Source organism: Fibrella aquatilis (genome assembly GCF_017353255.1).
GTDB lineage: Bacteria > Bacteroidota > Bacteroidia > Cytophagales > Spirosomataceae > Fibrella > Fibrella aquatilis.
Window position 1 is genome coordinate 185,336 of record NZ_JAFMYU010000004.1, and the last position, 14,344, is coordinate 199,679.

At 51.0% G+C, this 14,344-nt stretch carries 10 protein-coding genes; 5 read left to right on the top strand and 5 right to left on the bottom strand.

What is annotated here, in order from left to right; translation table 11 throughout:
- Positions 1–14 precede the first annotated feature (14 nt).
- The 4 genes from pseB to J2I48_RS07000 form a co-directional block, all read right to left on the bottom strand.
- Positions 15–1,031, bottom strand: a complete 1,017-nt coding sequence (gene pseB, locus J2I48_RS06985; protein ID WP_207334692.1) for a UDP-N-acetylglucosamine 4,6-dehydratase (inverting) — start codon at positions 1,029–1,031, stop codon at positions 15–17.
- A 109-nt stretch (positions 1,032–1,140) separates the two neighbouring features.
- The gene (locus J2I48_RS06990) at positions 1,141–2,022 is read right to left on the bottom strand and encodes a hypothetical protein (RefSeq protein WP_207334693.1); all 882 of its coding nucleotides are present in this window, start codon (positions 2,020–2,022) and stop codon (positions 1,141–1,143) included.
- A gap of 59 nt (positions 2,023–2,081) precedes the next feature.
- Entirely contained in the window at positions 2,082–3,641 is a 1,560-nt protein-coding gene (locus tag J2I48_RS06995) for an MBOAT family O-acyltransferase (RefSeq protein ID WP_207334694.1), read from the bottom strand.
- A 21-nt stretch (positions 3,642–3,662) separates the two neighbouring features.
- On the bottom strand, positions 3,663–4,673 hold the full coding sequence (locus tag J2I48_RS07000) for a glycosyltransferase (protein ID WP_229375877.1): 1,011 nt from the start codon (positions 4,671–4,673) through the stop codon (positions 3,663–3,665).
- 177 nt (positions 4,674–4,850) lie between these two features.
- Here J2I48_RS07000 and J2I48_RS07005 point away from each other — a divergent pair, with 177 nt between their 5' ends.
- The 5 genes from J2I48_RS07005 (at position 4,851) to J2I48_RS07025 (ending at position 9,839) form a co-directional block, all read left to right on the top strand.
- Positions 4,851–6,803 carry a KUP/HAK/KT family potassium transporter gene (locus J2I48_RS07005; protein WP_207334695.1) on the top strand — a complete coding sequence of 651 codons (1,953 nt, stop codon included), beginning with the start codon at positions 4,851–4,853 and terminating at the stop codon, positions 6,801–6,803.
- Between the two features lie 125 nt (positions 6,804–6,928).
- A complete protein-coding gene (locus tag J2I48_RS07010) occupies positions 6,929–7,990 on the top strand; it encodes an NAD-dependent epimerase/dehydratase family protein (RefSeq protein WP_207334696.1) in 1,062 nt (353 codons plus the stop codon).
- A 174-nt stretch (positions 7,991–8,164) separates the two neighbouring features.
- Entirely contained in the window at positions 8,165–9,148 is a 984-nt protein-coding gene (locus J2I48_RS07015) for a GlxA family transcriptional regulator (protein WP_207334697.1), read from the top strand.
- 48 nt (positions 9,149–9,196) lie between these two features.
- The gene (locus J2I48_RS07020) at positions 9,197–9,430 is read left to right on the top strand and encodes a DUF8507 family protein (RefSeq protein WP_229375880.1); all 234 of its coding nucleotides are present in this window, start codon (positions 9,197–9,199) and stop codon (positions 9,428–9,430) included.
- Between the two features lie 94 nt (positions 9,431–9,524).
- Complete coding sequence (locus J2I48_RS07025) at positions 9,525–9,839, top strand: putative toxin-antitoxin system toxin component, PIN family (protein ID WP_229375942.1); 315 nt, start codon at positions 9,525–9,527, stop codon at positions 9,837–9,839.
- Between the two features lie 84 nt (positions 9,840–9,923).
- Here J2I48_RS07025 and rpoC read toward each other — a convergent pair whose 3' ends face one another.
- Positions 9,924–14,276: a DNA-directed RNA polymerase subunit beta' gene (gene rpoC, locus J2I48_RS07030; RefSeq protein ID WP_207334698.1), complete on the bottom strand. Its 4,353-nt coding sequence runs from the start codon at positions 14,274–14,276 to the stop codon at positions 9,924–9,926.
- Between the last annotated feature and the right edge of the window lie 68 nt (positions 14,277–14,344).

The following is a 14,344-nucleotide window of genomic DNA, read 5'->3' on the forward strand; positions in this document are numbered from 1 at the left end:
ACATCCAGTGTCATTTACACATTAAATGCTGGATCAACATGCTCCCGAATCTGCTCCCGAATCTGCTCGACGTCGAGCCATTCGTCGTTGGTGCCGGAGTTGTATTTGAATCCCTCGACTACGCGCTTGCCGTCGAAGGCTTTCAGGTAATCATCTACTTCCCAGGTAGGTGTTGAGGGTGTGATAACGTAATACCGGGCCGTCTCGACGGTGTTGAGCGAGTCGGTTTCGGTAATCATTTCCTCATGGAGCTTCTCACCGGGCCGAACGCCCACCAGCTTCTGTTCGCAATTGGGGCCAATGGCCGTGGCAAGTTCGGTGATGCGGTACGACGGGATCTTGGGTACGTAAATTTCACCACCCCAGGCGTGTTCCAGGGCATATAGCACCATCTCAACCCCATCTTCGAGCGAGATGTTAAACCGCGTCATATCGGGGTGAGTAATGGGCAGCACACCCTCTTTGCGCTTTTCCAGGAAAAACGGCACCACCGACCCCCGTGAACCGATGACGTTGCCATAGCGCACCACCGAAAAGGTCAGATCGCGGCTGCCTTTCATATTGTTGGCCGCTACAAACAGTTTATCCGAACACAGTTTCGTGGCCCCGTATAGGTTAATGGGCGCAGCAGCTTTGTCGGTCGAAAGGGCCACCACACGCTGCACACCATTGTCGAGGGCTGCGTTGATCACATTTTCGGCCCCGAAGACATTGGTTTTTATGCACTCCATCGGGTTGTATTCGGCGGCAGGCACCTGTTTCAGCGCGGCGGCATGGATAATGATGTCGACACCCTCACAGGCCCGTTTTAAACGTTCGCCGTCGCGCACGTCGCCGATGAAGTAGCGCATAGCTTTATACTTGCTGGTGGGAAACGTCTGACTCATCTCGAACTGCTTCAGCTCGTCGCGCGAATAGACAACCAGGCGTTTGATGTTCGGGTGGCGATGGAGCACTATCTCGACGAATTTTTTCCCAAACGAGCCGGTCCCGCCGGTAATGAGAATGGATTTATTGGTTAGATCAAGCATGCTAGGGTAATGTACAATGAACAATGTATAATGTACAATGAGCTGTGCTAATGGCAAGCGCTCAGCATACATCAGGTTTCATTGTACATTATACATTGTTCATTATACATTAAATTTTGACTCGTGTAAACGCATCAACGTAGCTTTTGGCGCTGGCGTTCAGGACGCGGACGTGCATGAACTGGGCGTAATCGCGGAGGATTTCGTAGCTAAAAAAGGCTTTGGAGAGGGAGGCAAACTGCGCCGACATCCGCGAGGTTTCTTTCTTTACTACGTCATAAACGGCAACGTGCGTGGCATCGCCGGGTTTATCGTAGAAGTGTTCCTGCTTCATTAACAGCTCATTCGTGTCGGAAACGCGGATTTCTTCGTGCCATGAATGGTCGGCGCCGAAGAGGTAAATATCGGTAAACCGGCGCGTGATGGCGAGGTAAAGCGAGGCAGCCAGAATATTCTGTGATTGCGGCATCCCCCACCCCTTCCGGAAAACAATGTGCCGGAACCAGGCGTAGCCCCGCACCACCGTATAATTATAAAAAATGACCCTGACTGTAGCGTGTTTCCCCGCCAGTTGCTTCACCAGATAACACCCCCGCGCCGACTGTGGCACAAACAGGTTCATGGGCCAGGTGGTGAGGTTAACCAGACACCGGATGGTCTTTTCTACGTCCTTGCGGCCACTGTTCTGTTCATTATATAGAAAGAACGCTGGGTCGAGCAAGGCATAGTTAGCGGGCTGTAAGAGGGCGTATTCGGGCGAAGAGGCAAAATTATTGACGCAGTATAATTCGGCCTGTTGAATAAAAGCCAGGTCATTCTCCAGCGACTGCCGTAATGAGGGGCCATTGCCCAGAATAGCACAAACCGGTCGTTGGGGTGCCGGAATTTCTACCGAAAAGCGCGATTTGATCAGGATTTTCAGCAACGAAGCCAGCGTATTGATGAACGTAGTTACCTGTTCACTGACTGCATTGACGAGATTTTCTAACATGAATGGTTTACGAAACTACACCGATAGCCTGTTACAAAGTTCGCAATAAACGGTATACCTCAGAACTGGAAATAGATGAACTGATTGGAGGTGAATACGCCGAAGATATAGGTGGCGAAACAGATTAGGGTGATAATGGCAAAGAAGAGTGGTGTGCTGCGGGTGGGGATCACCAAATAGCGCGATTCTTTCACCAGCAAAAACCCAATCAGCAACAGGCTAAACCATAGCTCGGTGGCATTGAGGGGTGTTTTGAGGGCGTCTAAAGGCGACAGCGTACCAATCTTTTTAAGAATTAACAAAGCTGACCGGACGCTCGTAGCCCGGAAGAACACCCACGTCAGCATGACCAACCCAAACGTAATCAGTACATTACCAACGTGCCACAGCCGCTTTGGTAGCATAAAGCCGGCTTGTTGGGGCATAACATGTTCTGTACCGCCCGACCGCGTTGTGCCACCATTTCTCCCTTCCTCCTTTCTTCCTGTCAACCATTTGTCTCTTAGGCCTGCTGCTACCTGATATAGGCCATGTAAACCGCCCCAGATTACGTAGGTCCAGTTGGCACCATGCCAAAGACCGCTGGCCAGAAATACCAGCATCTGGTTCACGTTGCGCCGGGTCTCACCCTTGCGATTGCCACCAAGCGGTATATATAAGTAGTCGCGGAACCAAGTAGAGAGTGAAATATGCCACCGCCGCCAGAACTCGGTGATCGACCAGGCCATGTAGGGTGCCCTGAAGTTTTCCATCAGGTTGAAGCCCATGACCCGCGCCGCCCCAATGGCGATGTCTGAATAGGCCGAAAAGTCGCAGTAGATCTGGAAGGTGTAAAGGAACGTGGCCATCAGCAGTGTCAGGCCGTTGTGATTGGCAGGGTCGGCATAGGCAGGGTCGACCATCATGGCGAGGCGGTCACCGATGACGCATTTTTTGAAGAAGCCAAAGGCCATCCGCATCAGACCCGCTTTGATGTTCTCGAAGTCGTAGGCAAAGTGCGTATGGAACTGATGCAGTACATTCTGCGGACGTTCGATAGGCCCGGCCACCAGTTGCGGATAAAACATTACGTAAAGCGCATAGATGCCAAAGTGCCGCTCTGCTTTCTGGTTGCCCCGGTACACCTCGATGGTATAGCTCATAGCCTGAAACGTATGAAACGATAGCCCAATGGGCAGAATGTTCAGCTTGTCTTTATAGGAAGTAACGCCACTTTGCCCAAACACCGAGATTACCTTCAAAAACACTCGATTGGCCAATGAAGTCACCTGCACGGCCAACTCAGGCTGATAGAGATGACGGAGTACGCTGGCAATATTTTCAGTGAAGAAGCCGAGGTATTTAAAGAACGCCAGAATGCCCAAATTGGAGATCAGCGAGATGATTAGCAGCCACTTACGCTTTGGCCCAATTGGTGTTTTCTCTAACCAGATGCCCGCGATATAATCGATCACGATGGTTAGAAACAAGATGAAGATGTAGGTTGGCTGGAAGACTGCGTAGAAGTAGCAGGAAGCTATCAGCAGTAACGACCAACGCCCATTACCCTTCGGCAGGCTATAGTAGGTCAGCGTGACGGCCGTAAAAAAAAGTAAAAATTGAAGCGAATTAAACAGCATAGATGGTGGGCAAAGACTTTGCTACGAGGCTGACGAAACAACTGGCGCCGGTGTACTTACAATGGGTAGGCTATCAACGCGCTCAATAAAATCGCGATACTGATTGGCGGGCATAAAATGCTGCTGCGTTCGGTAGCTCAGCACCATAAAAATCAGCAATATAGAGATCAAAAATGCCTGTAGAATAACCACAAAAAACGACAACACCAGAAAACTGGCCCAGCCGGGTACATCAACGTTGGTAAACAAATGCAGATAAGCCACCGCGGCCATTCCCAACAGCGAAACGCCGGTAGCCAACACGCAAAATAAAGCAATGCGTACAGCAGTCGTATCCATCAATACCGATATCGTACTCAAGCCATGTAGGACCAATGACACAAAATTCATCTTGGAATTACCCGCCAGCCGGTTGCCCCGTTCAATGGGTATGGCCATGTATGATAACCTCGACCGGATAACCCCACCTGGGTAGTTATTCCAGATTTCGGATACGTGCACCAGTTTCTGCAACTGGTGCGGGGGTATCAAACTGAAATTACCGAACGTGATGATCCGCCCGGTGAGCAGCCGAAAAATGGTTTTATAAATAAGATAAAAGAACCGAAAAATAACCCCTTCGTGGCGCTGCGACCGGTGCGCAAACACAATTTTGTTGGGTTGCTGCGTAGATGCCTCCATCAGCTTAGCGATGTCAGCAGGCAGGTCTTCGCCATCGCTATCCATAACCACCGTAGGGTACTGGTCGGGCTGGTCAGCAAGATAGGCAAGGCCCAGCGCAATGGCTTTCTGATGCCCCACATTGCGCCAAAGCCGTAGTATCGACAGCGACTGCCCTACGTAGCTCTGAGTAGGTTGCTTCAGGGTAGCGTCGGAGCAGTCGTCGACTACCAAAAAAGCAAAACGCCCGTATAGCACGGGATCAACGGTGCTGCTTATCTGCTGCATGAGCAGCATAAGTGCTTCCCAGTCATTAAACAGCGGGATGACTACATTAATGCGTGGGGATAGGTTGTTGGGCAACTGATTCAAGGCAGTATAAGGTTAAGGTTATAAAAGTACGCGTTTAAGCTGCGCCAGACCTGTTTGATCGAGATTACGGATGAAAGCCAGCCGGTTGGTCTATATCCAGAAAACACATTCTGTATGTTCCCTCTTATCTTTGCGCGCGTTTAATCAAACTAACTAAGGTTGTTTGATAACCACTTTATGGAAGATAAAAAGCATATAGATACCGTGTCGGCAGCCGGACTGCTGGTGGCACTCGGTATCATCTACGGCGACATCGGTACGTCTCCGCTCTACACCCTTCGGGCCATTGTTGGGCCTACCAGCGTTATTAACGCGGAAGTAGTCAAGGGAGCACTCTCCTGTATTTTCTGGACCCTAACCCTCCAAACAACCATTAAATACGTGGTGCTCATCCTGCGGGCCGACAACCGGGGTGAAGGAGGGATTTTCGCCTTGTATGCCCTGGTGCGTCGCCATGCCCGCTGGCTTACCTTGCCTGCTATCATTGGTGGCTCAGCCCTATTGGCCGACGGCATCATTACGCCACCTATTTCAGTAACATCGGCCGTAGAGGGGCTGCGGCAACTTTACCCTACCATTACCGAATGGCAGATCATTACTATCGTGATTGGTATCCTGTCGGTGTTGTTTCTGATTCAGGCGTTCGGTACCAGCGTGGTAGGTACTGCCTTCGGCCCTATCATGATCGTCTGGTTCGGTATGCTGGCCGTGCTGGGTATTGGCAGTATTGCCCTTGATCCCACTATTCTGTCGGCTGTGAATCCTTACTATGCCTATCAGTTACTGGTCGAATATCCGGGTGGCTTCTGGCTGCTGGGGTCCGTTTTTTTGTGTACCACGGGGGCCGAAGCACTTTACTCCGATATGGGCCACTGTGGCCGGGCCAACATTCGGGTTAGCTGGGGATTCGTGAAAGTGTGCCTGCTGCTCAATTATTTTGGGCAGGGCGTGTGGCTGATGAGCCATGCCGGCGAGAACCTCAACGAGCGCATCCCGTTTTATCAGCTGATGCCGTCCTGGTTTCTCACCATCGGTATTGTCATTGCCACCTCAGCCACGGTTATTGCTTCGCAAGCTCTTATCAGTGGTTCATTTACGCTCATCAGCGAGGCCATCCGGCTTAATTTCTGGCCCAAAGTACGGCTGCGGTACCCATCTGTGCAGAAAGGGCAGATCTACGTACCCAGTGTGAACGGCCTGCTCTGGATGGGCTGTGTGGGGGTGGTGTTGTACTTCCGCGAATCGAGCAATATGGAAGGTGCTTATGGCCTGGCTATTACGCTGACCATGCTGATGACCACCATGCTCATGGCCTATTACCTCTACAGCAAAAAGTATCAGGCCTGGGGCGTGGTGCTTTTTTTAACTGTTTATGTGGCCATCGAAGGGTCTTTTCTGGTCGCCAACCTGATCAAGTTCATGCACGGCGGTTATGTGTCGCTGCTATTGGGAGCTACTATCGCGGGCGTCATGTACATCTGGTTACAGGCTTTTCAGATCAAGCTTCGGCTCACCGAATACGTTCGCATCGACCACTATCTCACCTCGCTGAAAGAACTAAGCCGCGACATCAGTATTCCTAAATATGCCACCCACATTGTGTTTATGAGCAACGCGGCGCGGCAGTCAGAGATTGAGTCGAAAATTATTTATTCCATCTTTCAGAAACGCCCCAAACGCGCCGACATCTACTGGTTTGTGCATGTCGATACCACCGACGACCCATACACGATGGAGTATAAGGTGAACACGATTGCCTCTGATGATGCCTACAAGATCACGTTCAAGCTGGGTTTCCGGGTCGAGCAACGCATTAACCTGTTTCTACGGAAAGTGATCGAAGACATGGTGCGCAATAAGGAAGTAGACATCACCAGCCGATATGAGTCGCTAAACCGGCAAAACGTGATCGGCGATTTCCGGTTTGTGGTGCTCGAGAAATTCCTTTCGTTCGAAAACGACCTGCCCACCTTCGAGCGGATCATTATGAACACCTACTTCTCTATTAAAGGCTTCACTACCTCCGAAGACCGCTGGTTTGGCCTCGACAGTAGTTCCGTGAAAATCGAGAAGGTCCCCCTCGTGATCCGCCCCGTCGAAAACATTTCTCTCAAACGTATACCTAGCTAATCGTGAATGAGTGGATAAGCGAATGAGTAAATAACTTGGAGTGCTTCGCGCATATAAAAAGCACATGTGCGAAGCACTCCAAGTTATTTACTCATTCGCTTATCCACTCATTTGCTCATTAATCTATGAAACTACTAATTACCGGCGGTGCCGGATTTGTTGGTTCGGCGCTGGCCATGTCGCTCAAGCGCAACTACCCCGATTATACCATTTATGCCCTCGACAATCTGAAACGGCGCGGGTCTGAACTGAATATCGCGCGGCTACGGCAGGCGGGCGTTGAATTCGTACATGGCGATATTCGTAGCAAAGAAGATTTCGACGTCATTCCCGCCGTCGACGCGGTCATCGAAGCCTCGGCAGAGCCATCGGTACTGGCCGGCCTGGATGGTACACCCGACTACCTGATCAATACCAACCTGTTTGGCACGGTCAACTGCCTCAACTTTGCCCTGAAGCACAAAGCGGCATTTATTTTCCTCTCTACGAGCCGGATTTATCCCATTAAGGCACTGGAAAATCTGAACTTCAAGGAGGGCGCTACCCGCTTTGAACTAACCGATGATCAGCCGGTTCCGGGTGTGTCGAGCCGAGGTATTGCCGAGAATTTCCCCCTCGACGGTGCCCGGTCGCTCTATGGCACCACCAAGCTGGCCTCGGAACTGCTCATTCAGGAATATAACGAGTTTTATGGCCTCAAAACCGTCATTAACCGCTGCGGCGTGATTACCGGCCCCTGGCAGATGGGTAAGATCGATCAGGGCGTGATGGTGCTGTGGGTAGCCAAACACTATTTCGAGCAACAACTGGCCTACATTGGCTACGGCGGCACCGGTAAGCAAACCCGCGACATGCTCCACGTGGACGACCTCTACCGACTCATCGACTGGCAGTTGCACAATCTAGACAAAGTCAATGGCGAGATCCTGAACGCGGGCGGTGGCGTAGACAGCAGCGCCTCGTTGCAGGAGCTAACTAAGATTTGTCAGGAGGTAACGGGCAAGACCATCCCAATCCGCGAAGTGGCCGAAAACCGCACTGCCGACATTCGCCTTTACATCACCGACAACACCAAGGTAACAGCCCTTACCGGCTGGAAACCCGAAAAAGGGATGCGCGAAATTGTGGCTGACATCCACGTTTGGCTCGACGAAAACCGCGCCGCACTAGAGCCAATCCTGAAGTGACAGTACCCCTTGTTTTTATTAATGAAAAAGGGCCAATCCGTAGCGGATTGGCCCTTTTTCATTTAAAATTGGCCGAGATAACTGCATAGATTATCACGCTAAATGCCTACATTGGAGTACTGCTGCACCCGCAAGAGACATACCTTTTTAACCTCTTTTTTCAACCTAACTTTTATGAAAACCATCTCACTACTTGTGTACGAAGATGCAGTACTCTCGTCGGTATCAGGGGCCGTAGACCTGTTGGCCGCTACTAACGCTTACCTGCAACAAATGGGCGAACCACCCGCCTTTCTGATAGAACTGGTTAGCGAGAAAGAGCGGCATATTCAGCTAAACGTGCCTGCCCAGTTTGTCTGCACTAAAACGCTGAGTGAGGTGACCGACACATCGCTAATTCTGGTGCCCGCCTTCTACACCGCTCCCGATGAGACATTAGCCAAAAATACGGCCATAATCGACTGGCTGAAAGCCAGGCACACCGCAGGAGTTGAAATAGCCAGCCTCTGCAAGGGCAGTTATTTTCTGGCCGAGGCGGGTATACTTTCAGGCAAAAGCTGCACCTCGCACTGGATGTCGCTCGATGACATGCAACGCCGCTACGCCGACGTGCAGGTGCTCAAAGACAGCGTCATGACCGACCATGAGGGTATCTATACCAGCGGGGGTGCGCTGCTCTCCTGGAACCTGATTCTGTACCTGGTTGAGAAATTTTGTGGCCGTGAGGTAAGTATTGGCGTGAGTCGCATGTTCAACATCGACCTTGACCGGGCCAGCCAATCACATTTCGTGGTATTCCAGGGACAACGTCAGCACAACGACGACGACATTTTGAAGGCGCAGACGTTTATTGAGCAAAATTTCCACCTCCCTATGTCCGTCGACCAGATTGCCGAGCGCAGCAACATGAGTAAGCGCAATTTCATTCGCCGGTTTAAAAGTGCTACGCAGAATACCCCACTCGAATACCTGCAACGCGTAAAGGTAGAGTCGGCCAAAAAAGCCCTCGAAAAAAACACCGATGATGTGGCTTCGGTCATGTATAACGCAGGCTATAACGACACCAAGACCTTTCGCAAGGTCTTCAAACAGGTTACTGGACTAACCCCACAGGCTTACCGCAAAAAGTACAACCGTGACGGCATCTTGACCAAATGAAGCTTCGTTTTTTAACTACAAGCTATCTTTGCCTGTGCCTTTAACTGTATGATTATCATGACAACAACTAAGTTCAACCCCGTTCAACTCCATCTGCTCCAGCTATTTGCTCACGAACTTGGGCAAAATGAACTGGCAGATATCAAGGCACTACTGGCCGACTATTTTGTGCGTAAAGCTGACGAGGAGATGCAGCGTTTACAACAACGAAACCCAACAACGCAAGCAGACTTAGATGCACTATTGAACACACACCTACGTACTCCTTATAAAAAACCATGAGGGTAGTCCTTGACACTACTATTCTGTTGGTCATTGCCCATACTTCTCTGCTTATCGGTGGGTATATGACGAACTTCGACAGGGAACATTTGAACTGGTCGTGTCAACTGAAATTCTTGACGAGTACGCGGAAATTCTTGAAAGGCACTATTCAGCCGCCTTTGGGGAACGTACTTTATTGGCTATAGACAATTTCTCTACGGTTATTCGTACAGAAACTGCTTATCGTTTCCTGCTTATTGAAGTCGACGCTGACGATAATAAATTTGTAGACGCGGCTATAGCGGGTAATGCTGATTTTATCGTCACAAACGACCGCCATTTTAACTGCTTGCACGATATAGATTTTCCTAAAATTGGCCTGCTAGATTTTTCAAGTTTCTGCACACTCCTACAGCAGTCGATGTAGGCATCTGGTTTCCTATAACAATAAAAAAAGGCCAATCCTGTACAGGATTGGCCTTTTTTGTATTCTCAATAGCCTGCTTAGTCATTAAACGGTTGCCCGCTTTTTGCTTTTGGCAGTCGTAAACTGATCTTTCGATTCGGTGATCACATCCATCTCGTCCTGCGAACCAACAATGGTTTGCAGATACTTGCGCGTACCCGTACCAGCTGGGATCAGGTGACCCACAATCACGTTCTCTTTCAGGCCTTCCAGGTGATCCTGCTTACCCCGGATCGAGGCTTCGCTAAGCACCTTGGTCGTCTCCTGGAAAGAAGCGGCCGAAATGAAGCTGTCCGTACCGAGCGATGCCTGCGTAATACCCTGCAACACCGGCTGCGACACCGCCGTCATGGCATCACGTACCGTCACCGTTTTCAGGTCGCGGCGTTTCAGACTTGAGTTCTCATCGCGCAAACGACGAGCCGACACGATCTGACCAGGCTTCAGGTTCTCCGAATCACCGGCTTCCATCACCACTTTGGCGTCCATCATCTTATCGTTTTCCTGACGGAACAACCACTTGTCCACCACTTGCCCCTCCAAGAAGTTAGTGTCGCCAGAGTCGGTGATCTCCACTTTCTGCATCATCTGCCGAACAATCGACTCGATGTGCTTGTCGTTGATTTTCACCCCTTGCAGGCGGTATACCTCCTGAATTTCGTTCACCAGGTACTCCTGAACGGCGGTTGGGCCTTTGATAGCCAAAATGTCGCTTGGCGTAATGGCTCCGTCAGACAGCGGTGCCCCCGCCCGAACAAAGTCATTATCCTGCACCAGAATGAACTTGGCCAGCGGCACAAAGTACTTCTTCTTCGTGCCATCGCGCGACTCGATAAAGATTTCGCGGTTACCACGCTTGATCGTACCGTACGTAACAACACCGTCGATCTCCGAAACGACCGCCGGGTTCGACGGGTTACGGGCTTCAAACAGTTCCGTTACGCGAGGCAGACCACCCGTAATGTCGCGCGTTTTACCCACGTTACGCGGAATCTTCGCCAGCGGCTGACCAGCCAGAATCTTCTGACCTGCTTTCACCACCAAACGAGCACCCACTGGCAGGTTATAGCCTTTCTCAGTTACGTCTTCCAGCAGTGTTGTTGTGCCATTGACAACAATAGAGGGGTTCTTTGCCTTGTCACGCGTTTCAATTATCACCATCTCCTGGAAGCCCGTCTGTTCGTCGAACTCTTCGCGGTAGGTGATACCGTCTTCGATAGCATCAAATGAAACCGCACCACTCAACTCCGACAGGATCACGGCGTTGTAAGGATCCCAAACGCAAAGCTCGTCACCCTTCTTCACCACGTCACCTTCTTTTACCCGCAGGAAAGCGCCATAGGGCACGTTATTGCTAATGAAGATCAGGTTCGGATCAGTTGGCGAAACGATTTTCACTTCACCCGAACGACCCATCACCACCGTCTGATCATTGCCTTCGCTGTCTTTAGAAGCCACCGTACGCATTTCTTCAAACTGCACGATACCGTCGAACTTAGCCCGAATTGACGCATCAACGGCGATGTTCGAGGCCGTACCACCCACGTGGAAGGTACGAAGGGTCAACTGCGTACCTGGCTCACCGATTGACTGTGAAGCAATCACGCCCACGGCCTCGCCAATATCGACCATGCGACCCGTGGCCAGGTTGCGGCCATAACACTTGGCGCACACACCGACTTTGGCTTCGCAGGTCAACACCGAACGGATTTCCACCATTTCAATGCTGGTCTCGTCGATCTGAGCGGCAATTTCTTCCGAGATCAACTCACCCGCACCGATGATGAGCAGAGGCTCACCGTTAGCGTCTTTGTTCAGCGGATCGTAGATATTGTGTACCGATGTCCGGCCCAGAATACGCTCCGACAGCGGCTCAACAATATCTTCGTTGTCTTTCAGCGCCAGCGTCTGAATACCCCGAAGCGTACCACAGTCGTTTTCGCTTACAATTACATCCTGCGCTACGTCGTGCAAACGACGGGTCAGGTAACCGGCATCGGCCGTTTTCAGGGCAGTATCGGCCAGACCTTTCCGGGCACCGTGCGTCGAGATAAAGTACTCCAACACGTCGAGACCTTCTTTGAAGTTCGACAAAATTGGGTTTTCAATGATCTCACCCACAGAGCCTTGCAAGTTTTTCTGTGGCTTGGCCATCAGACCCCGCATACCACCCAACTGACGAATCTGCTCCCGCGAACCACGTGCGCCTGAGTGCATCATCATGTAGATCGAGTTGAACCCTTGCTGGTCTGCCTCAAGCTGCTTCATGAGCGTCTCTGTTACCCGAGAATTCACGCGCGTCCAGATGTCGATAACCTGGTTGTAACGTTCATTTTCCGTAATTAGACCCATCAGGTAGTTATCCCAAACGCCCTGTACGTCGTTCTTTGCTTCGTCTACCAATCCCTGCTTTGCTTCAGGAATCTTTACGTCGCTCAGACCAATTGACAGACCGCCTTTGAAAGCCTGCTGGAAACCAAGTTCCTTAATATCGTCAAGGAAAGCCGCCGTTTTAGCCACGCCCGCAATCTTGAAGATCAGGGCAATGATTTGTTGCAGCTTCTTTTTGGTCAACAGTTCATTGATGAAACCAACTTCGGCAGGCACCCGCTGATTGAACAGCAGACGACCAGCTACGGTCTCAATAATCTTCGACTCCAGTTCGCCCTGCTCGTTCCGCACGTTCACGCGGCACTTGATGTTGGCGTGCTTCGATACTTTGCCTTCGTTGATGGCAATCACCACCTCTTCAGCACCGTAGAAGGTCATGCCCTCACCAACAATGGGGTACTCCGGCGTTGATTTCCGACCCTTTGTCACATAATACAGACCCAACACCATGTCCTGCGACGGTACCGTAATGGGCGCGCCGTTGGCAGGGTTCAGAATGTTATGCGAGGCCAGCATCAGCAGCGACGCTTCCAAAACGGCTTCCTGACCCAGTGGCACGTGAACGGCCATTTGGTCACCGTCAAAGTCAGCGTTGAAGGCCGTCGTTACCAACGGGTGCAACTGAATAGCTTTACCTTCAATCAGCTTCGGCTGGAACGCCTGAATACCCAGACGGTGCAGCGTTGGTGCCCGGTTCAGCAATACAGGGTGTCCTTTCAGTACATTTTCCAGAATGTCCCAGATAACAGGGTCTTTCCGGTCAACGATCTTCTTCGCCGACTTCACCGTTTTCACAATACCGCGCTCAATAAGTTTGCGGATAATGAACGGCTTAAACAACTCAGCGGCCATGTCTTTCGGCAGACCACATTCGTGCATTTTCAACTCAGGACCTACCACAATAACTGACCGGCCAGAGTAGTCAACACGCTTACCGAGCAGGTTCTGCCGGAACCGACCCTGTTTGCCTTTCAGCATGTCAGACAGCGATTTCAGAGCACGGTTGCCTTCCGAACGCACAGCATTTACTTTCCGCGAGTTGTCGAAGAGCGAATCCACGGCTTCTTGAAGCATCCGCTTCTCGTTCCGCAAAATCACTTCGGGTGCCTTAATCTCGATCAGACGCTTTAGACGGTTATTCCGAATGATAACGCGACGGTAGAGGTCGTTCAAGTCAGACGTAGCAAAACGTCCACCATCCAGCGGCACAAGCGGGCGCAGTTCGGGCGGAATAACCGGCACCATGCGGATCACCATCCACTCGGGGCGGTTTTCTACGCGTGTGTTGGCTTCCCGGAATGCTTCTACTACTTTCAACCGCTTCAGCGCTTCAGCCTTTCGCTGTTGCGAGGTATCGGTGGCCGCAGCATGGCGCAAGCTGAACGATAGCTCGTCCAGGTGCACGCGTGACAACAGCATCTCCAGCGCATCGGCCCCCATTTTGGCAATAAATTTATTGGGGTCTTTATCGTCGAGGTGCTGATTAGTGGCGGGCAGTTTGTCGATGATATCGAGGTACTCGTCTTCCGTTAAGAAATCAAGTTCGTTGATACCATCGGCGGCTTTGATACCGGCCTGAACCACCACATAGCGTTCGTAGTAAATGATTTGGTCTAACTTCTTGGTCGACATGCCAAGCAGGTAACCGATTTTGTTAGGCAAACTGCGGAAGTACCAGATATGGGCAACGGGCACTACCAGTTCGATGTGGCCCATGCGCTCACGGCGCACCTTTTTCTCGGTTACTTCTACCCCACAGCGATCACAGATGATGCCCTTGTAGCGAATACGCTTGTATTTGCCGCAGTGACACTCCCAGTCTTTCACCGGCCCGAAGATCCGCTCGCAGAACAACCCGCCCATTTCGGGCTTGTATGTTCGGTAATTGATGGTTTCGGGCTGGGTAACCTCGCCGTATGAACTCTCCAGAATTGACTCGGGCGATGCCAGGCTAATGATAACGCTGGAAAAATCGCTGTTGAGCTTCTTGTTCTTTTTGAACGACATGTGTTGGAGATTGTATAGTTGAAAAGGGTTCAAAGTCTAAAGTCCAATGTTTAAAGTCGCTCTGCACA

Excerpts from the sequence above, each read along its gene's own strand:
- J2I48_RS07005 (WP_207334695.1), top strand. The coding sequence starts at position 4,851 with ATGGAAGATAAAAAGCATATAGATACCGTGTCGGCAGCCGGACTGCTG.
- J2I48_RS07015 (WP_207334697.1), top strand. The coding sequence starts at position 8,165 with ATGAAAACCATCTCACTACTTGTGTACGAAGATGCAGTACTCTCGTCG.
- J2I48_RS07020 (WP_229375880.1), top strand. The coding sequence starts at position 9,197 with ATGATTATCATGACAACAACTAAGTTCAACCCCGTTCAACTCCATCTG.
- rpoC (WP_207334698.1), bottom strand. The coding sequence starts at position 14,276 with ATGTCGTTCAAAAAGAACAAGAAGCTCAACAGCGATTTTTCCAGCGTT.
- J2I48_RS07010 (WP_207334696.1), top strand. The coding sequence starts at position 6,929 with ATGAAACTACTAATTACCGGCGGTGCCGGATTTGTTGGTTCGGCGCTG.
- pseB (WP_207334692.1), bottom strand. The coding sequence starts at position 1,031 with ATGCTTGATCTAACCAATAAATCCATTCTCATTACCGGCGGGACCGGC.
- J2I48_RS06990 (WP_207334693.1), bottom strand. The coding sequence starts at position 2,022 with ATGTTAGAAAATCTCGTCAATGCAGTCAGTGAACAGGTAACTACGTTC.
- J2I48_RS06995 (WP_207334694.1), bottom strand. The coding sequence starts at position 3,641 with ATGCTGTTTAATTCGCTTCAATTTTTACTTTTTTTTACGGCCGTCACG.